Origin of the sequence: Thiothrix fructosivorans (assembly GCF_017349355.1) — a bacterium.
Taxonomy (GTDB): domain Bacteria; phylum Pseudomonadota; class Gammaproteobacteria; order Thiotrichales; family Thiotrichaceae; genus Thiothrix; species Thiothrix fructosivorans.
In genome coordinates, this window is the sequence record NZ_JAFMPM010000005.1 from 368065 (window position 1) to 387542 (window position 19478).

Genomic DNA, 19478 nt, shown 5'->3' on the forward strand with positions numbered 1-19478 from the left:
TTACTGCAACCCACCACGTACAATGTAGTTCGCCGCAAAGTTGCTGTTCTGCGGGTGCATAATCACGTTACCCATCAACGCATTGACATCATTGTCGGGGCCGGTGAATAGCGTTTTACCATCCATGTTTAAGTCGGTATTCAGATAACCGCGCAAGGTAAAGTTGGTATAGGCTTGCGGATTATCCTGATGCGTAATGACGCTACTCAGCAGGTTGGTAATGTCATTACCGGGGCCGCTACTGGTCAACGTGGCGCTGCTATTGATGTCACCCACCCACAGCAATGCCAATGCGCCCGACACATAACGCGCATCCGTGCCTTTTACGCCGGTGGCACTCAGGGTGAAATCCACCAAATTTTCCGTGCTGCTGAGGCTAAGTGGGCTAGCGCTGATCACGCCAAGGTGATTGCGGTGGCGCACACTGACGTAATAGTTACCGGCCTTGATGCCAGCAAAGTGCAGAGTCATTGAACCCGTTTGCGCATCAACCAGATTGCCATTGCGCTGTAGCATGACGGCACGGCTGTTAATAATGGTGGTCGGGCTGCTGCGTAATTCGACCAATATCCAATCCACCACCGCGTTATTACCCGTACTTTCTTTGGGTAAGACACCGAGGGTTTCTGTTCCCGCATAGTTGAACGGCGCATTTTGGTAAGGCTGCTTAGCTGGCAATAAGCCTAAGGTATTCAAATCAGCCGACATCCCCCCCGTTTTGCTGTCGTAAGCACCTTGCAGGAAGACACGAGCTTGCACTTTAACGCCATCATCCGCCACTTTATTCAGCACCGTAATGCCGAAAGTCTTGCTGGCTGTTAAGCCCCCGCTATCCGTGACCGTGATAGCAACCTCGTATACATTATCGCGGTTGCTGTCAGTGGGCGCATCATAATCGGGTACAGCTTTAAAGCTCAGTACACCTGTTGCGGTATTCAGGGTGAATTTGTCCTGATCCGCGCCGCCGTTGAAGCTATAAACCAAGCCGTTGCCTTCGGTGTCAGTACCATCCTGATCTTGTGATTTAATGTCGAGTGCTTGAGTAACACCGTCTTCTTCGAGGCTTGCCGTGGCAGCGGAGATAATGACGGGTGCTTCATTCACGTTCATCACGCGCACGCTTAAGGTACGCACGTACTTTTTGCCGGTTTTATCTGTCGCCGTAATTTCGAGGTCGTAAACGTTGTTTTTATCCTTATCCATCGGTACTTCAAAGTTACCGGGGTCAGGGATGACCGGCACAATAGCACGCGTGTCGACGCTGGTTGATTTGGTAGAAACGGTTTGAATAAACCTGATTTGGGCGCAATCCAGCGTGCCATTTGTCACCGGCCCCACCATGAACATCGCTGCATCCGCACCGCCGCTAATCACGTAGGTAACGGGGTTGCCGCTACTGTCTTTGGTGCTCAGGTAGCTGATGGGTGTCGTTAGGTTTTCATCAATCATCATATCCGGCAAGGCTGCACTGGTATCATCAATCAGGCTGGTGCACACAAATACCGTATTGTTGTTGGCAACTCCCGAAAATTCAGAGGTGCTCCCAAACGTTGTCGGGCTGAGTTTTTCCGTTACGGTGATGGCAATGAAGTCACTGGTGGTCACCGCTTGATTCGCATTGAAGCTGCCTTTGAATTGCAATGCACCTGTGCCGGGGTGAGTAAAATCCTTGCCGCCGAGAAATACTTGACCTTCACCATTACCCGAAGCATCTTTCGCCGTATTTTTGAAAAATTCTAGGCGATAACCGTGGGTATTCGCGGGCAAATCCAATACGAAGTTGTAGGAGATGATTTTAGAGCCATTGGTTGCAAACGAAGCAGGTTGTACTGTCGGATAGTTGAGCAAGTCATTTGCGCCTGCATCTATGTCTTTCAGATCGTTAGCCGTCACGCCATCATTGTTTAGGTCAATGCCCAGCCCGCCGTTGTTGTAGATAGCGTTACTGAGGATACTATTGCCCGTGGCATTCCCTATGACGGCGACACCATCACCGCCAAAGCCGTTGATGCTGAGGTAACGGAGACTACTGCCGTTACTGCCCGTTGCCAACGTCAAACCATGACTGCTTGCGCCTGCTGCGTCACCCTTGAGTTCAAGCAAGGGTTTGTCAATGAACCCCTCTTGGGTGGCACTATCCAGTAATAGGGGGGCGGTGATGTTTGGTAGTGTGCTTTGCAGCTTGATGCTCCAATATTTACCAACGGTATCATAGTTCGGGTCAGAGATTGGCAGCATCAGGATGGCATTTTCTTTGCCCGGTACACGCCCTTGCTGGAGCAGGGTGTCATCATCCCCCAACAGATTGGCATTCAGCAAAAACTGACGTAGTGAACCCTGTCCACTGTCATTGGCGTTGACGATGGTACTGAAGTTGAAACCAAAGTCGACGTGCTTGAGGGTATCCCCCGTCAGTACGATTTGTTGCACGGCTTGCGCTTGTAGCCCATTCAACGCACCGCCGCTGAAGGTGAAGTTGCTCACGTTCAAGCTGGACGTCCCCGCATTGATACCCGCATCCCGTGCGGACAATTTTGTACCGCCAAGGCTGGGGTAGGTGGGTACAGGTAATTCCGTACCGTTAGAACCGCTTCGTGTCGAACTGACGGAATCACTGACGACCCGCACGTAGTAGGTATCATCGGGCAAGTTGGGTAATTTGTAACGCCCTGTCGTGTCCGTGGTCGTGCTGGCAAGATAACCGCCGGTTTTGTTGTAAAACTCCACGGTAGCTGCCGCGATACCCACTGTTCCGGCTTCGCTAGAAGAGCGTCCTGCGCCACCGCCGTAATGCATATCTTCAAAGACCTGACCAGAGACTGCACTGCTGCACAAGGCTGTGCCTTCCACCACGGTGTCAATTTGTTCAGCGGTTAACTGGAAGCCAGAAGTCACTGCAATATAACGTCGTGGTGATTTCTGTGAACCTTCTGGGTCTTTCGGATTGGTGTCGATGCTACCGAGGTATGTGCCACCCACCGAGGCGATAGCCGCCGATGCTGCAATATCGACCGGATTAGGGTTAAAGCTAACCACAGAGAACGTAATACCACTGTTTTTTAACTGGTTATATACCGTGTAGTCAGAACCGTCATTCGGCTCTGCCCCCGAACCAGCAGGGTCAATCAACATCGAAATGTCGCTGGGCACCCGGTTACCATAGCGTACCGCATCCGTCATCAACACGATTTGCAACGGTGACGTGGTATTTCGCGCCATTTCCTTGAGCGGGCTGACAATATAGCTGGAGGTGGTGTCGGTATTGCCATCAATGGCATAGCGAATTTGTTGCACCGCCCCTGCCAAATGGTCTGCCCACCAATTCACATTGTACGTGCCATCGGTGCCGAATTTACGCATGGGTGCATTCATGCTGGTGCTAGAAAAGTCGCGTTCAAAGTACACATATTGTCCGCCACTGACCAGCGAGGTGGACGGCCCCCCGAAGTGGGCAACCCCAATACGATTGGCGGGGTTATCTGCCAGCAATTCCGCCCCAACGTTTTTAATGGTGTTGGAAAAGTCTGCGTATTCGTCAGTGGTGATTGAACCGGAGTTGTCGACAATGAAGAGGATGTCCGTGCCGCCGGTTGCTCCACAACTACCGCCGCCAACATCGGGTGGCGCACCTTCGGCAGCAATGCTGGGGGAGAATTCCGATGTGCCTGTTGTGGCTAGTGTACTGGTTGCAGTGAGTTTATCACCGGCTACAACACCCGTTGGCAGTGCCAAGGTAAACTGGAAGGCTTCCAAACCCGTGTTATCGTGTCCATCGAACGGTGGTAAGTCACAAGTGCCGCTGTCGATGTCGGCCGCACTGTTTTCCGCAAAACTGGTCAGGTAGCGTTGCCCTTCGCCGTAATCATGGCTCAGCCCGAATTGGTTTGCGCCTGTTGTCGCTGCGCCACCGCTACTCACATCCGCTTCAAATAGTTCAAGGGTTGCTCCGGCAGTTGCACAACCTCGGATAATCAGATCACTGCCATTAACAATGACTTGATTCAAGATCGGCATGTTCAGCAATTGATTTGCGCCTGTATCGGCATCGTTGGCATCGTTGATGGTCACGCCATTTGTGCCGAGATCAATCCCCAATGCGCCATTGGCATAGGTTGGGTTGCGGGTCAGCATGACTTGTTGGGCGGTGTTTTGTAGGGCGACCCCTTGTTTGCTGTTATGCGCAATAATATTACCCTCGCTGCTGGCAAGACCGCCAATCAATGCGAATGAGCCAGCAATATCTATCCCGACGGTATTACCGCCTGCGGTGCTACCATTGGTGGCAACACCGAGGTGGTTACACGCGAGTAAGGCATTGTCAGCACCGCTTTTCAGGCTGATACCGGCGGCAGGAAATTTGGTGAGTGATAGTCCGCGCACCGCGATATTATCGCCTTCGATCAATAGACCATTGGTGTTGGCAGGCAAGCCCGCCCCATCCACTTGTACTCTGAGAATACGCGTACCTAACGTCAGATCGCCGCACATCGCATCGGCTTGGGTGCTGGCATCAAGATAGGTGTTTTTTCCTGTCAAGGCGGGCAATGGGGTCAGTAGTTTAATTGTCCATGCCTTGGTCACGGCACTGTAGCCTGCTTCGGTGGTGGGCATGTTGAAGGTGATTAGTTTGCCAGTGCTGCCGTTGGAGCATTCAATCGCATCGCGCAGTGAGCCAGAATTATTATTGACGTTATTGCTGTCTGCCGTGGTGGTCACGATCAGTGAGCACGGAGCGGCCGTAATGGTCAATGCGTAATCTTCGACTTCACCATCGGGGGCGGCGGCGGTGCTGTTCAGTGCCGCGACAGTCGACCAGCGGAAACGGGCATAGGTTGGAGTAGTCACCGCTGTTTCGGGTAGGGTGGCATTGATGCCGATGATGCCCGTAGCGGGAGCGCTGTCGCCCACGCCCTTATCTTGGACGTCGGTGGCAATCTGTTCACCCGCATCAGAAAAATCGCCATCGCCGTTAAAATCTATCCAACCTTGCAGATAGCCACCTGCACCGGAAACTTTGGTGGTTAGGGTTACGGTTTGACCTTGGATCAGGGCAGGGAAGGTAGTACCGTCTTCGTCAGCAGTACCGACGGCATCATCACCCATAGCGGTGGCATTGGGTTGTGCGGCTGTTTCGCTGTCGGGTGCTTGTGCTCCAAGCTGCATTCCCGCCACGATGTTGTGGAAAGGCGTACCATAGGTAGCAGGTGCATCGCCATAGTCCGTGAATTCGCAGCTTTCGCGGGCAGCGACGACCACATCATCGACAATCAATTCATTCGGACTTTCACCGTTGTTCAAACCGCCTTCGGTACACCAGTCGGTGGTTTGCGGGTCACACCATTGATCATCGGCGTGACCGTAGTTCACGAACGTGATGGTTGAGGTCGCAGCCGTTGCCGTGAATTCAATCGCGTAATCTTGATTCGGCTCTTTACTGCCGGGGGCTTTGAAGTGAATGGACTCGGTGGTTGCACCTTTTATATCCACCCGCATAATTCCCGGTGTGAAAGGTTCGGTAGCGTCCGTTTCAGGAATGGCTTTGAAATAGAGGCGGTAGACTTTGCCAAGCACGGTCGGTACAGATGTCGCTAGCGTTACTGGCTCAGGGCCCCAGTGGGATACACCCGTATCGTCCGGTACATCGCGCAAGGCAATGGCGTTGATGGGCGTGGTGAGTTTGCCATTCGCGTCAAAGGTATAGCCGTTGGGAATGCTGGGGGAAATACCACGGATCGTGCCGTTACCGAAATAAATGGCTTTGCCTTGCGCTACCCCTTTGTCTTCGACATCGGCATAAGTATCCGTACCACCGCCTGCGCGTATCCAGTTGCGGATGTTTTGACTACCTGCCCGCTGAGCACCCCAACTGATATACCCGATGTCGTTGAAATTGTCAGTAAACACAGTGGCTTGGCAAGCCGCTGGCGTGATACCTGTCACAATACTCAAATTGGGACTGTTGGCGGGGATGGGTTGGTAAATTGCAATGGGGTAATCTTCCACTTCGCCGTTAGTGGCGACGCCCGTTGAGGTGCTGTTGGTAACGGTAGCATCTGTCGTCAGACGCAAGCGGATAAAAGTCGTGCCTAGCTTAATGTCAGCGGGGATGCTGCTCCACGTCAGAATGACATTGCTGTTATTTGCACCCGTTGCAACGGCGACGGAGGCGGCTTCATCCGCTTCAAACGTACCGCTCTTGTCAAAGTCAATCCAGCCCAGCAATTTTCCGGCTGTGCCCGTGGTGTTGGTGACGGTGAAGGTGCTGCTGTAGCTTTTATCCGTAAGTTTCAACACAGGAAAACGCGGCGCTGTCGCGGGGCCATCGGGCAAAATGGGGCGTGGCGCACCATCGTCTTCCACACCATCGGCGGCGGCGTTAAAACTGAATTGGCTAGTACTTTCCGCGTCAGGCTTTAATGCACCTAGATGAATGCCTGCGACGATGGCATGGCTGGCACCGCCATAGGTGGCTGGTGCGTCGCCGTAATCATCCGTAATAGGCATCGCAAAGGCTTTGTAGGCGGTGGTGCAAGTATTGGGTGCATCCAATTCTGTAGGGCGGGTAAATACGGTACGCTCGGTGTTCGTTGGTGGCGTTGTTTCAGGAAACGGGAAATCGAAAATCTGTGTGCCTGTTGGGGTTTCATCGTAGAAAGTAATTTTATCGCTGGCGCTATTGCCCGTGAACGTCCCTTGATTACGGGTATCGCCGGAGAAAATCATCTTGCCCCCACCGCTGAAAGCGCTGTTATTGATGAAATTCCCACCGGCAATCTTCGCCGTTGAACCGTTATGAAATGCTTGATTATTCTGCCACGCCCCGCCGGGTGTCCCCGTGGCGGTGGTAATCAGAATCGTGCCGGAATTATCCATCAGCGGGCTATTATTGTTAAAACCATCGTAAGACACGAGCGTACAATGGTTGCTAACATCCGAGTTAGCATTGATATTGATAAACTTTTTTGCGTAAACCCGCCCGTAGTTATCGAACTTGCCATCCGGGTTGAAGTTGCCTTCCATCTCCAGTCGGTAGTTGTTGGTTAGGGTTGTACCATTCTGGGTGTTGAAATCTTGCTTCGCTATCACTAGCCCGTCATTGATGAAGCTAGAGCTGTTGCCCAACTGAAAGCTGCTTGCCATATTCATGCTGGCATTTGTGCGGTTACGGAAGGTGGTCGCGCCATTGGTGTTCAACCCCCCGGTAAAGCTCAGTGTACCGTAGTTGTCGATGACCGTCCCAGCGTTATAGGCGAAGGTTTGCAGGTTGGCAGTGCCGTAGTTGCTTAACGTACCAGCGACGTTATTGAGGCCAGCAGGAGTGAAGGTGGCGCCGGTTTCCACGCAAACGCTCGCGCCGCTGGCAAAGCCATCCAACACCCCTGTGTACGTGCCGCTGGCAATTTTGAGTGATTGCCCGGTGGTTAAGGTGTAATTAGTGCTACCTCCCGTATTGGTGTAGGTATACGCTGCCGTACAATTAGCGGCGAATGCCTGCCCACTGACGGTAGAAAGGAGCAGTAATGCGAATATCACCGTGACGTTAGTACTGGAAAACCGCGAATCAGGCATGGAGTTAGTCATTTTTATTCCGGGTAATTTTTATATTTATCAATAAATATTATAACCTTATCACCACGTAATTCAACCACCTTTAATCCAATGCAAAACGTTTCCCCACTTGCACCGTCGCCGTCATCCCGTTAGATTGCAGGGCAAATCATCAGGAGGCATTCATGAGCGATACCGTAACCCTTTACCACAATCCGCGCTGTTCCAAATCACGGCAAGTGTTAGAGCTGTTGGAAGAAGAAGGTATTACCCCGACGGTGGTGAAATACCTTGAAACTCCGCCGAGTGCGGCGATATTGCAAAATTTGCTTGCGATGCTAGGCATAGAGCCGCGTGACTTGATGCGTCAAGGTGAAGCGGAATACACTGACTTAAATTTGGCTAACCCCGACTTGAGCCGTGAGCAGTTAATTCAGGCAATGGTGGCTCACCCGCGTTTGATCGAACGCCCGATTGTGGTCAAAGATGGCACGGCGATGATTGGTCGCCCACCCGAAAAGGTACTCGATATTTTATGAAAACTGTCCTGATTCTTTATTACAGCCGTCACGGTGCAACCGCTAGCATGGCGCAACAGCTTGCTCGTGGCGTAGAAAGCGTGGCGGGTACGCAAGCCATGTTACGCACTGTGCCAGAAATCTCCGAGGTGTGTGAGGCGGTAGCGGATACCGTGCCCGCCAGCGGTGCACCTTACGTGGCGTTGGATGACTTGAAAAAGTGTGATGCGCTGGCGTTAGGCAGTCCAGGGCGGTTTGGTAATATGGCGGCGGCGTTGAAGTATTTCCTCGAAAAAACCAGCAGTTTGTGGTTATCGGGGGCGTTGACGGGAAAACCAGCGGGCGTATTCACCTCAACCTCCAGTTTGCACGGTGGGCAGGAAAGTACGCTGTTGTCGATGATGTTGCCGTTGCTGCATCATGGCATGTTGATCACAGGCTTGCCGTATACCGAAGCGGATCTGATCAGTACGCAAAGTGGCGGCACACCCTATGGTGCATCCCACGTTTCCGGCAGCGACAGTTCGCGCCCGTTGACGGATGAGGAAAAGCGCCTGTGCGTGGCACTGGGTAAACGTTTGGCGCAACTGGCACAGAAACTATGAATAGGTTGGTATGGTGGCGTAACTTAACCTTGATCGGTTTGTGGGGCTTGATGAGCTTGATTATTGTCTGGAATGTTTGGCTAGCCCCCATCCAGCTTGTGCCGCGTTGGCTGGAGGTGTCGCTCTTGCTTGCGCCATTGCTGCTGTTGGTGCGCGGTATTTGGCAGGGTAATACGAAAACGCTCGTTTACGCGGTGCTGGTGTCGTTGCTGTATCTCATGTTAGGCATTTGGATAGCGATTGACCCACCCGAACGGGTGTACGGGTATGCGCTGATTGCGTTCAGTATTTGCCTGTATGCGGGTGGTTTTATGAGCGCGAAAGTCTTGGGAAAAAAAGCATGATGCGTATCGGTCACGGTTATGATGTCCATGCGTTTACGGACGGCGATCATCTGGTGTTGGGTGGGGTGAAGATTCCGCATACCCACGCGTTTAAAGCGCATTCGGATGGTGATGTGTTACTGCACGCCATTTGCGATGCGTTGTTGGGGGCGCTGGCGTTGGGGGATATTGGGCAACACTTCCCTGATACTGCCGCAGAGTATGCGAACATCGACAGCCGCATTTTGTTGCGTCATGTGTATGGCTTAGTGCGTGCGAAAGGTTATGCGGTGATTAATCTGGATAGCACGATTATTGCACAAGCACCCAAGATGATGCCGCATATTACCGCGATGCGCGAACACCTTGCGGTGGATTTAAGCTGTGCGCTTGATCAGGTGAACGTGAAAGCGACCACTACGGAAAAATTAGGATTTGCGGGGCGCAAAGAAGGGATTGCTGCCCACGCCGTTGTTGTATTAGGAGAGTTACATGATTGAGAAATTAACCGATGAAGCGCTAGCGGTTGTGTTGGAAGGCTTGCCGGGATGGGTATTGCGTGACACAAAGCTGCACCGTGTGTTGACGTTTGCTGATTTTGTCGAAGCATTTGGGTTTATGACGCAAGTGGCGTTGGTGGCAGAGCGCATGAATCATCATCCCGAATGGTGCAATGTGTACAAAACTTTGGCGATTAGTTTAACGACGCATGACGCGGGTGGTATTTCTCACCGCGATATTGAATTGGCGCAAGCCATTAATCGCTTGGCGGGGTATCCCGTATAGCGTTGATGTTCCAGTGCGTGATTGCCCAATGCCAGCAGTCTGCCAACGTTGCAAAGTCTGCGGCATCGGGGCAAGGTTGCCTCAATAAGCGTAGCGCCCTGACCAAGGTGTGTAAGCGTTGGTCAGTATTGATGGCAGGGGCGAGAGTTTGCTTACTGAGCTTTTGCCCGTGTTCATTGAGTACCAGCGGTACGTGTGCGTAAGTAGGTTGTGCAAATCCTAGCAATTGTTGCAGCCAGATTTGTCGCGGGGTGTTGTCCAGTAAGTCAGCCCCGCGTACCACTTGATTCACCCCTTGAAATGCATCATCCACCACGACGGCAAGTTGGTAAGCAAACAAGCCATCGGCACGGAGCAGCACAAAATCGCCCACGTCACGGCTTAAACGCTGACAATATTCCCCTTGAATCTTATCGTTGAAACCAATGGGATGATCGTGGGTGCGTAAACGTATAGCGGGCAAGGTTGGTAAGCCTTTGCGGGAGCGGGTGCAGGGATAGGTGTGTGCGTGTAGCGTCGCGATGGCTGCATGATAAGCCTCTTGACGTTGACTTTGGTAGAGGATGTCGCCATCCCATTCAAAACCGTAAGCAGCAAGGGTATGAATAATCGCGTCACTAGCACCGGGTTGTTCGCGGGGTTTATCGAGGTCTTCGATACGCAGCAGCCATTTGCCGCACACCTGCCGTGCTGCCAGATAACTGGCAGTGGCAGCCACCAACGACCCTAAATGCAAAGGGCCAGTGGGTGAAGGCGCAAAGCGACCAATGGTTAGCAAGGTTGGCGTCCTTAGACCGCCATTTGCCGTTCCTTGATTTCTTGCGTGGTTTTGCAGTCAATGCAGAGTTCAGCCGTCGGGCGTACTTCTAAGCGTTGTAAGCCGATTTCGATCCCACACGCATCGCAATAACCGTAATCGTCATCATCTACGCGTGAAATGGTGTTTTCGATTTTGCGGATCAATTTGCGTTCACGGTCACGCGCACGTAATTCCAGCGCAAATTCTTCTTCCTGCGTCGCACGGTCAGCAGGGTCAGAAAAATTGGTTGCATCTTCCTTCATGTGATCAACCGTGCGGTCAACTTCTTCCATCAAGGATTTTTTCCAAGCAACGAGAATGTTCCGAAAATGCTCCAATTGCTTCTCGTTCATGTACTCTTCGCCCGCTTCGGGGATGTACGGCTCAATACCTTCAACGGGCAGAGCTGCTTTTCTTCTGAGGTAATTTGTATCGTCGGTTGCCATTTTTATCTCCAACACAGTGAGTGGCGGCGGTCAGTTATTCCCTTATTTACAGCTTGTCATTCTGATACTGACCGATAATTTACGCGGTGCGGATTATAGCCGAATTGACCAGAATGACCAGACTTTTTATTGTATGCGTGGTATTAAATCGTATTTTTTGTGCCACCTGTCATTTTTATGATTTACATGAAGCGGAATTGGAAGCTGACGGCGGCTTCGCCGGGGTCAGTGATGTTCAGTAATAATTCATCAGGTGTGCCAATGGACATGAGTTCACCCGTAAAATGTTGTTTATATTCTTCCGGTGGAAAGCGGCGTAACGCCAGTACCTTATTATTTTTATCCAAAAAACTGATTTCGATTAACGGGTAAGTTTGCTTAAAATTCGCATCATTTTGGATGGAGGCGCTAATCGTTAGTACGTTGGGGGTGTTAGGATGCGAATAAATATTACGACTGAGTAAGTTGATTTTGCGAATATCACGGGGTGTGTTGATGTCACAACCGATGACTACACACAGTTGCTTAACGAACGCGGCTGTTGTCGGTTGCTGTGCTAGCCAATGCCGCCCGCTGTATAAGAGTTGGGCTAACAAGAGTACGGTTAATACTACCGCAACGCTCCAGAGGATATAACGGTGATTCCAGTGCAACGGCGTAGTGGTTTTAGCCGGTTTTGGCGGCGTAATGGATACCGGCTCGATTAGGTCGACAGCGGCTACTGTCCCTAATTTAGCAAACCGCCTTTCTTCGGGCAGTGTTTGGCTCAGGCTTTTCATGGCATCAAAAACGTTGTCACATTCACCACAACGCAATAAACCTTGTGCAGCCGTCAATTCCTTCATGGTAACGCGAAAAATCGCGTTGCAGTGGTTACACTGTGTATACATGACTCCGCGCCAGTTAAGTAATCCGCTTTATTCTAGTTCTTATTTGCTAAGAATACCGATTCAAGGCTGTAGAAAATAACACCGTCAGACGTGCTGGACAAAAAATACAGATTAACGGTGGCGTTGCCTAGCGCCGAATGCCAGTTACTCTGATCCAATCCTCTTTGTGCGTAATGCAAAAATCATCCAGAGAGGATTGGTAAACAGCCGTAATCGCGGCTGTTTGTTCTGCCAAAATACCGGATAGTACCAATTTTCCACTGGGACGCAGTGCTGCTAATAATGCGGGGGCGAGTTCCACCAATGGTCCTGCCAAAATGTTTGCCATGACCACATCCCACGTTTGCTTAGGCAATTGTTCGGGGTAACAGGTATGCAATAGTGCAGGCTCAATGCTATTGCGTTCGGCATTGTCTTGGGTGGCAAGCAAAGCTTGTGGGTCGATGTCTGTCCCTTCGGCATGTTTTGCGCCCAGTTTGAGTGCGGCAATGGCAAGTACACCAGAACCGCAACCGTAATCCAACACATCTAGCCCAGTCATGTCTTGCCCATCCAGCCACTCAAGGCATAACGCCGTTGTTGGATGCGTGCCTGTGCCAAACGCCAGACCGGGGTCAAGCAGCAGTTTTACGCTGTCATCGTCGGGGATTTCAAACCAACTGGGGTAAATCCACAAGCGTTTACCGAAGCACATGGGTTGGAAACTATCCATCCAAGCACGTTCCCACGGTTGGTCTTCGACAATTTCGTATAACACGGATTCGATTTGCCAGTCGGCTTTGCGCGTCTCCAGCAGTAACTGTAAGGCGTTGAGGTCGGTGTCTTCCTCATACAATGCCGTGACTACCAGATTATTCCACAAGCGCATTTCGCCGGGGCGTGGTTCGAGGATGGGATCATCTTCCGCATCTTGCCAGGTAATGGAAACCGCTCCCACGGCTTCCATCGTATCCACGACCACTTCCTGATGTTTGGAAGTGGTATGGCAAATCAGTTGCTGCCAGCTCATTGTTTGTGCATTCCCAACATTTTTTCGAGGTAGTGAATATCAGCACCACCGGCACGGAAGGCATGATCTTCCATAATGCGGGTTTGCAACGGGATATTGGTTTTAATGCCTTCGATGACCATTTCGCTGAGTGCGCCGTGCATCCGATTGATCGCGGTTTCGCGGTCTTGCCCGTGGACAATCAGCTTGCCAATCATGGAATCGTAGTACGGCGGTACGCTGTAATCGGCGTAAATGTGCGAATCCACGCGCACACCCAAGCCACCTGGCACATGGTAACGGGTAATCTTGCCCGGTGACGGTGCAAAGGTTTGCGGATCTTCAGCATTGATACGGCATTCAATCGCGTGACCGTTGACCTTGATGTCTTCTTGGCGCAATGCCAGTACTTCGCCGGAGGCAATCAGCAATTGCTGCTTCACCAAATCCACGCCAGTAATCAGTTCCGTGACCGGATGTTCGACCTGCAAACGGGTATTCATTTCGATGAAATAGAATTCGCCGTCTTCGTACAAAAATTCAAACGTACCCGCGCCTCGGTAGCCGATTTTGCGGCAGGCTTCGGCAACACGGTTGCCAATGCGGGCGCGTTGTTCTTCGGTAATGAACGGGGCAGGGGCTTCTTCCACCACTTTTTGGTTACGGCGTTGCATGGAGCAGTCGCGTTCGCACAGGTGAATCGCATTGCCGTGGGAATCTGCCAGTACTTGCAGTTCGATGTGACGTGGGCGTTGCAGGAATTTTTCCATGAACACCACATCGTTACCAAAGGCAGCTTTGGCTTCAGCACGGGTTAAAGTGACGGCTGCAATCAGTTCGTCAGCGGAATGCACCACGCGCATCCCACGTCCGCCACCACCGCCCGTCGCTTTAACGATCAATGGGTAGCCAATGCGAGTCCCCATTTTGAGGATTTCGTCGGGATCTTCGGGCGTACCGCCTTCTGAACCCGGAACGCAGGGAACACCTGCCGCAATCATGGCATCTTTCGCTGAAATCTTGTCACCCATCAGGCGAATGGTGTCAGCGCGAGGGCCAATGAAAATGAAGCCGCTGGACTCGACGCGCTCGGCAAAGTCCGCATTTTCGGACAAAAAGCCGTAGCCTGGGTGAATCGCATCCGCACCCGTGACTTCCGCCGCACTAATAATCGCGGGAATGTTCAGGTAGCTATCTATGGAGCGCGGTGGGCCGATACACACGGACTCGTCTGCCAAGCGGACGTGCTTCAGGTCGCGGTCAGCCGTGGAATGCACCGCTACCGTTTTAATGCCGAGTTCACGGCAACCCCGCAAAATACGCAGGGCAATTTCGCCCCGGTTTGCGATCAGTACTTTATTTAACATGTTGTCACCTCGAAGGTGTTAGCCAATCGCAACGATTATTCAACAATGAACAGCGGCTGCCCGAATTCGACAGGTTGTTCATTCTCAACCAGAATAGCTTTGATGACACCGGATGTGTCGGACTGAATTTGGTTAAGCATTTTCATGGCTTCGATAATGCATAAGGTGTCACCGACCTTCACGCTTTGCCCTACTTCGGCAAAGGCTTTCGCGGTAGGTGAAGAGGCACGGTAAAACGTTCCCACCATCGGTGATTCCACGACGTGACCGGACGGTGCTGCCGGAGCGACAGGTTCAGTCGCCGCAACGGGTGCGGTCATCATCGCTTGTGGGTGTTGTGGTGCGTAGTATTGCTGTGGTGCTGAAGCGAGTGTCATGCCGGAGTTCACGCGGCTGATGCGTACCGAGTCTTCGCCTTCTTTGATTTCGATTTCGGCGACATCGCTGCCTTCCAGCAAGCTGATTAATTTTTGTATTTTACGAACGTCCATCATGGGTTAATGCTCTGTCGTGTTTGTTGAGTTTCTGTATAGCGGCATACAGTGCGAGTTCATAGCCCATTGTACCGAGTCCCAAAATCACGCCTTCGGCTATATCCGATAGATACGAGTGATGACGGAAAGGTTCTCGCCGGTGTACATTGGACAAGTGTATTTCGATAAACGGTATCGCGACCCCCAGTAAAGCATCCCGCAAAGCAATGCTAGTATGCGTGTAAGCACCGGGATTGATAAGGATGAAATCGACTTGTTCCGTTAGGGCTTGATGAATACGATCCACCAAAGCACCCTCGGAATTGTTCTGATAGCAATGCAGCGTTTGTTGTTGCTGATGTGCTAATGCTGTCAGACGCGCTTCAATATCAGCCAATGTCATATTGCCGTAATGCCCCGGCTCGCGCTTGCCTAGCAAGTTCAGATTGGGGCCGTTGAGCAGAAGAATGCTTGCCATTGAAATCTGCCTTTGCTCTCGAATAACCGTAAAAGCATAACATTCTACACCGAACGGCGGCGATATGCAGCAATTGGGCGCGAAAATGCTGGATTTATCGCGCCCAACGGTTAAGCGTGTTGCCTAGCGTCCTTTGAACAATGAGCCGAGCAAACCGCGCACGATTTGTGTGCCGATGCGTCGTCCAGCACTTGACGTTGCTGCTTTCACGGCGTTTTTCATGAAAGTTTCGCCGATGCTGCCCAGCAAGCTGTCGGCTTCGGGTTCACGGTCGGCAACGCGACGCGCACCATTGTTAGTGCGCCGTTCGGCCTTTTGTGCGGCGGCTTCAGCTTCTTGTTCCGCCGCTTCGGTGGCAGCGTTTACGGCGCGTTTTTGCAACAGTTCGTAAGCCGATTCACGATCCACCAGATTGTCGTAACGCCCCGCAAACGGGCTAGTGCGCAAAATATCGCTACGTTCTGCCTCGGTAAGCGGGCCAATCCGTGATTGCGGCGGGCGGATAATGGCGTGCTGCACGATGGTGGGAATGCCCTTGTCATCCAATACCGATACCAAGGCTTCGCCAACGCCCATTTGCATAATGGTTTCGGCAGTGTCGATGTTCGGATTCTGGCGGAAGGTTTCGGCAGCAGTCCTTACCGCTTTTTGGTCACGTGGCGTGAATGCGCGTAGAGCGTGTTGCACCCGATTGCCGAGTTGCCCTAGCACCGATTCGGGTACGTCCAGTGGCGTTTGGGTAATGAAGTAAATTCCCACACCTTTGGAGCGGATCAGTTTGACGACCTGCTCGACTTTTTGCACCAATGATTTGGATGCGCCATTGAACAGCAAATGCGCTTCGTCAAAGAAGAATACGAGGCGCGGTTTTTCCATATCGCCGACTTCGGGCAGATTTTCAAACAATTCAGACAGTAACCACAGCAAGAAAGTGGCATACAAGCGCGGCGTATTAATCAGGCGATCAGCGGCGAGGATATTGATATTGCCGTAACCGTTTGCCCCAGTGCGCATGAAATCCCATAAATCCAAGGCTGGTTCGCCGAAGAATTGGTCTGCACCTTGTTGTTCCAGCACCAGCAATTGGCGTTGAATCGCGCCGATGGAGGCAGAGCTGACATTGCCGTAAGTATTGCTGAGGGTTTTGCTGTTTTCGCCGAGGTATTGCAACATGGCGCGTAAATCTTTCAGATCCAGCAGCAACAGCCCTTGCTCGTCCGCCACTTTGAAAGCGATGTTTAATACACCTTCTTGGGTGTCATTCAATTCGAGGAGCTGTGCCAGCAGCAAGGGACCCATGTCCGAAATGGTGGCGCGTACCGGATGCCCGCGTTCACCGGCTAAATCCCAAATGACGGTGGGACAGCCTTCAAAGCGGAAATCGTCAATGCCAATTTTGGCGATGCGCTCATCCACTTTGGGGTGTGGGTTGCCGGGTTTGCTAATGCCGGTCAGGTCGCCTTTGATGTCCGCCATGAACACGGGCACACCAATGCGGGATAATCCTTCCGCCAAAACTTGCAGGGAAATGGTTTTCCCTGTGCCGGTTGCGCCTGCAATCAGACCGTGACGGTTGGCAAAGCGTGGGTTCAAGAAAACGTTTTCTTCGCCCTTGCCAATGAGGATTCCGCTCGGTTGTGACATGATGACTCCTTGGTTCTCGTATTTTTAGGTTGCGTTGAGTTTAACAGGAAACGTTCGCAAGTCTCTATTGAAGCTGTAATTTTTGCAAACTCTCCACGGTGATTGCCCCGCTGGCAAGTTGGTTATCGTCTTGAAAGTGCGTGAGGGCGGCACGGGTTTTAGGGTCGAGTTCGCCGTCGGGTGTGCCTTGGTAATAGCCACGTTGGTGCAGTTGTTGCTGGAGCTGCAAGATTTTCGCGGGGCTAACCGTGGCTTCACACAGCGCGGGCATCGTGATAACGCGGTTGGTACGGATGGTTTGTTGTGCCGGGATGGCTTGCATCCGTTCGGGTTGCGGTGTGGTGGTGACGGTGGCAGCTTGTTCGATTCGTGCCAGTTTAACGTTGGTGTATACTGCCGGAATTTCTTTGCGAACCACTTTGGCAGGTTCTAGCAAGACTTTGCGGGTGATGGTTTCGGTGCGTGAGGGAATCAGCGTTTTGACCGTCTGCGCAGGCATGGCAACGACTTGGCGGGTGACATCGGTGTATTCTGCTGGCATAGCCAATAAGCAATGGGCAGGAATACTGTCAGCGCTAGCGGTCTGTTGTACCGCCGCGCAGGCGGGATTCCAACGTTGCGTGGCATCTTTGACTTTGACGCGTTTGGTTTCGGTGCGGTACGTCGCGGGGATGGTGGTGATCTCGATGCGTTCGCGTTGCACTTCGATGGTTTCGGTGACTTCGCCGAATTTCGCGGGAATGACGGTGTATTCATCATAACCATCCGCGATTTTGACTTTGCGTTCACCGTAGCCGATTTCCACGGGTGTGGCGTCGTAGCGGAGACTGGGTTCGTAAACTGTGACATTTTCCGTGCTGGGGCGGAACAACGTGGGTAATAACACCTGCGATGGGCAGAGTGTATCAGTTGGAGCAGAGTCAGCCGCTGTGGCGTGGGTGGTTGCTGAACTCAATGTCAGTAACACGCAAAAAAAGTAGAGATTTTTCATGGGTAATTCGCAAGTTCTTAGCCGTTGGGGTGTTTGAGAGCGGATTCTAAACAAAAACAGCGTAAAAAACTGGATGTGCTAGTATTTTTCTTTTTTTGGCATTCCAAGCAATACTCATGCAAGTTCGCGCTGATCAAATTGAAGAACACCTTCGCCATACCCTCGCTTCCGTTTACTTAGTTAGCGGGGATGAGCCGCTGCAAGTTATGGAAACCGCCGATGCCATCCGCAAAGCCGCTGCCAGCAAAGGTTTCAGCGAGCGCGATGTCCTCACCGTCGATGCGCAATTTGATTGGGGGGCACTGTATGACGCGGCGGGTGCGTTATCGTTGTTTGCGGATAAAAAGCTGTTAGACGTGCGTATGACCACCTGCAAAGCGGGAGTGTCGGGAACAAAAGCCCTGCAACATTACCTCGACTACCTGCCACCGGACAAAATCCTCTTGATGCAATGCGGGCGCTTGGATAAAGCCTGCAAAAGCGCGGCGTGGGTGAAAAAAATTGAACAAGTCGGGGTGTCCGTGCAGGTGTGGGATTTATCCCCCGCGCAAACCTTGGCGTGGATAGCACGGCGTATGAAACAAGCGGGTTTGCAGCCGGATACGGAGGCGGTACGTTACCTGACCGAACGCGTGGAAGGCAATTTGCTGGCGGCGGTGCAAGAAATCGGCAAGCTGGTATTGCTGTACGGCAGTCGCCCGATGACAGCGGCGAATATTATGGCAGTGGTGTCGGATAATTCGCGTTTCAGCGTGTTCGACCTTGCCGAAGCGATGTTGTCGCAAGATGCGCGGCGCGTGCGCCACATTATGCAGGTGTTGCAGGAAGAGGATACTGCAACACCGTTACTGATTTGGGCACTGGGGGATTTGCTGCGCCAGCTTTACACGGGGTGTGACAATGTGCGCAATAACGCCTCGAACCAAGCCTTGCTGATGCGAATGCCGAAAACGCGTCACAACCTGTTTCAAAACGCTTTACGGCGCATGATGAATGCGGATTGGGATCGCCTCTTCACGCTGGCAGCGCACCTAGACCAGCACAGCAAAGGCGTCGGAATTGATGTGTCGCGTCATCCCCAACGCTTGTGGGATGAAATGTTGACACTGGCATTATTGCTATCGGGGCGTTCGCTGTCGGTTTGAGATGTTTTGAGGCGTTATTCCACGATCAAACCGTGGCTGGCATACCAACTGCGGTCAATTTCCCAGGCGACAGCAGTAATACCGGCTTGCGCCTTGGCGAGTTTTGCAGCTTGTTCTTGCACAGCGGCAAGGGCTTTTTGTGCAGCAATCATTTCGGGGCTATCGGGATTGCTGGTATCCAGATGTGGTTGGGCGATTTGTAGAAATTGCAAGACGGACACTTCTGGCGAGCGCGGTGTCGTCAAGGTTGCCACACCGTTCTCAATTTTGAGTGTGTGGAACGCGTAGGGATAAGCCTGCAAAGTGGGGTCTGCTTTCAAAGTGGCATTTAATTGGTTCAGGGCAGGGTCTTGCTTGAGAAACCACAGCAGCCCAAGGCTGAGAAAGAGGGCGGTGACGATGAGGGCTTGGAGCTTATTGGACACGGTAAAACCTCTTGACAAGAAACTTGCTTTGTTCTAAATAACACATTAGCAT

At 52.0% G+C, this 19478-nt stretch carries 17 protein-coding genes; 6 read left to right on the forward strand and 11 right to left on the reverse strand.

All coding sequences use genetic code 11. The features are described from left to right. Entirely contained in the window at window positions 1-7581 is a 7581-nt protein-coding gene (locus tag J1836_RS02840; protein ID WP_207249370.1) for a GEVED domain-containing protein, read from the reverse strand. 152 nt (window positions 7582-7733) lie between these two features. Here J1836_RS02840 and arsC point away from each other — a divergent pair, with 152 nt between their 5' ends. From arsC to J1836_RS02865, 5 genes are read left to right on the forward strand one after another with little or no spacing between them, the layout of a single operon-like run. Then, the gene (gene arsC, locus J1836_RS02845; RefSeq protein WP_207249371.1) at window positions 7734-8087 is read left to right on the forward strand and encodes an arsenate reductase (glutaredoxin); all 354 of its coding nucleotides are present in this window, start codon (window positions 7734-7736) and stop codon (window positions 8085-8087) included. Beyond that, the gene (wrbA, locus tag J1836_RS02850) at window positions 8084-8671 is read left to right on the forward strand and encodes an NAD(P)H:quinone oxidoreductase (protein WP_207249372.1); all 588 of its coding nucleotides are present in this window, start codon (window positions 8084-8086) and stop codon (window positions 8669-8671) included. Before arsC ends, wrbA begins: the two co-directional genes overlap by 4 nt. Further along, on the forward strand, window positions 8668-9015 hold the full coding sequence (locus tag J1836_RS02855) for a DUF2069 domain-containing protein (RefSeq protein ID WP_207249373.1): 348 nt from the start codon (window positions 8668-8670) through the stop codon (window positions 9013-9015). Before wrbA ends, J1836_RS02855 begins: the two co-directional genes overlap by 4 nt. Continuing rightward, window positions 9015-9494 carry a 2-C-methyl-D-erythritol 2,4-cyclodiphosphate synthase gene (ispF, locus tag J1836_RS02860; protein ID WP_278189460.1) on the forward strand — a complete coding sequence of 160 codons (480 nt, stop codon included), beginning with the start codon at window positions 9015-9017 and terminating at the stop codon, window positions 9492-9494. The genes J1836_RS02855 and ispF overlap by 1 nt, the downstream gene beginning before the upstream one ends. Beyond that, window positions 9487-9780 carry a 4a-hydroxytetrahydrobiopterin dehydratase gene (locus J1836_RS02865; RefSeq protein WP_207249375.1) on the forward strand — a complete coding sequence of 98 codons (294 nt, stop codon included), beginning with the start codon at window positions 9487-9489 and terminating at the stop codon, window positions 9778-9780. Before ispF ends, J1836_RS02865 begins: the two co-directional genes overlap by 8 nt. Here J1836_RS02865 and J1836_RS02870 read toward each other — a convergent pair. The 9 genes from J1836_RS02870 to J1836_RS02910 form a co-directional block, all read right to left on the reverse strand. Next, complete coding sequence (locus J1836_RS02870) at window positions 9752-10558, reverse strand: glutamyl-Q tRNA(Asp) synthetase (RefSeq protein ID WP_207249376.1); 807 nt, start codon at window positions 10556-10558, stop codon at window positions 9752-9754. The two genes, J1836_RS02865 and J1836_RS02870, sit on opposite strands and share 29 nt — an antisense overlap. 11 nt (window positions 10559-10569) lie before the next feature. Then, the gene (gene dksA, locus J1836_RS02875; RefSeq protein ID WP_207249377.1) at window positions 10570-11025 is read right to left on the reverse strand and encodes an RNA polymerase-binding protein DksA; all 456 of its coding nucleotides are present in this window, start codon (window positions 11023-11025) and stop codon (window positions 10570-10572) included. A gap of 182 nt (window positions 11026-11207) precedes the next feature. Next, window positions 11208-11915, reverse strand: coding sequence for a zinc-ribbon and DUF3426 domain-containing protein (locus J1836_RS02880; protein WP_207249378.1), 708 nt, complete (start codon window positions 11913-11915; stop codon window positions 11208-11210). Window positions 11916-12042: 127 nt separating this feature from the next. Continuing rightward, window positions 12043-12924: a 50S ribosomal protein L11 methyltransferase gene (prmA, locus tag J1836_RS02885; RefSeq protein ID WP_207249379.1), complete on the reverse strand. Its 882-nt coding sequence runs from the start codon at window positions 12922-12924 to the stop codon at window positions 12043-12045. Next, complete coding sequence (gene accC / locus J1836_RS02890) at window positions 12921-14270, reverse strand: acetyl-CoA carboxylase biotin carboxylase subunit (protein WP_207249380.1); 1350 nt, start codon at window positions 14268-14270, stop codon at window positions 12921-12923. Before accC ends, prmA begins: the two co-directional genes overlap by 4 nt. A gap of 35 nt (window positions 14271-14305) precedes the next feature. Continuing rightward, window positions 14306-14761, reverse strand: coding sequence for an acetyl-CoA carboxylase biotin carboxyl carrier protein (gene accB / locus J1836_RS02895; RefSeq protein WP_207249649.1), 456 nt, complete (start codon window positions 14759-14761; stop codon window positions 14306-14308). Continuing rightward, a complete protein-coding gene (aroQ, locus tag J1836_RS02900; protein WP_207249381.1) occupies window positions 14748-15221 on the reverse strand; it encodes a type II 3-dehydroquinate dehydratase in 474 nt (157 codons plus the stop codon). The genes accB and aroQ overlap by 14 nt, the downstream gene beginning before the upstream one ends. A 123-nt stretch (window positions 15222-15344) precedes the next feature. After that, window positions 15345-16865: a helicase HerA-like domain-containing protein gene (locus J1836_RS02905; protein WP_207249382.1), complete on the reverse strand. Its 1521-nt coding sequence runs from the start codon at window positions 16863-16865 to the stop codon at window positions 15345-15347. A gap of 64 nt (window positions 16866-16929) precedes the next feature. Beyond that, window positions 16930-17856, reverse strand: coding sequence for a peptidoglycan-binding domain-containing protein (locus J1836_RS02910; RefSeq protein WP_207249383.1), 927 nt, complete (start codon window positions 17854-17856; stop codon window positions 16930-16932). A 116-nt stretch (window positions 17857-17972) separates the two neighbouring features. Between J1836_RS02910 and holA the strand changes: the two genes are divergently transcribed. Beyond that, window positions 17973-19001 (forward strand): DNA polymerase III subunit delta, encoded by a 1029-nt coding sequence (holA, locus tag J1836_RS02915; protein WP_207249384.1) that lies wholly within the window; start codon window positions 17973-17975, stop codon window positions 18999-19001. Between the two features lie 14 nt (window positions 19002-19015). Here holA and J1836_RS02920 read toward each other — a convergent pair whose 3' ends face one another. Further along, on the reverse strand, window positions 19016-19426 hold the full coding sequence (locus tag J1836_RS02920) for a hypothetical protein (protein WP_207249385.1): 411 nt from the start codon (window positions 19424-19426) through the stop codon (window positions 19016-19018). Window positions 19427-19478 lie beyond the last annotated feature (52 nt).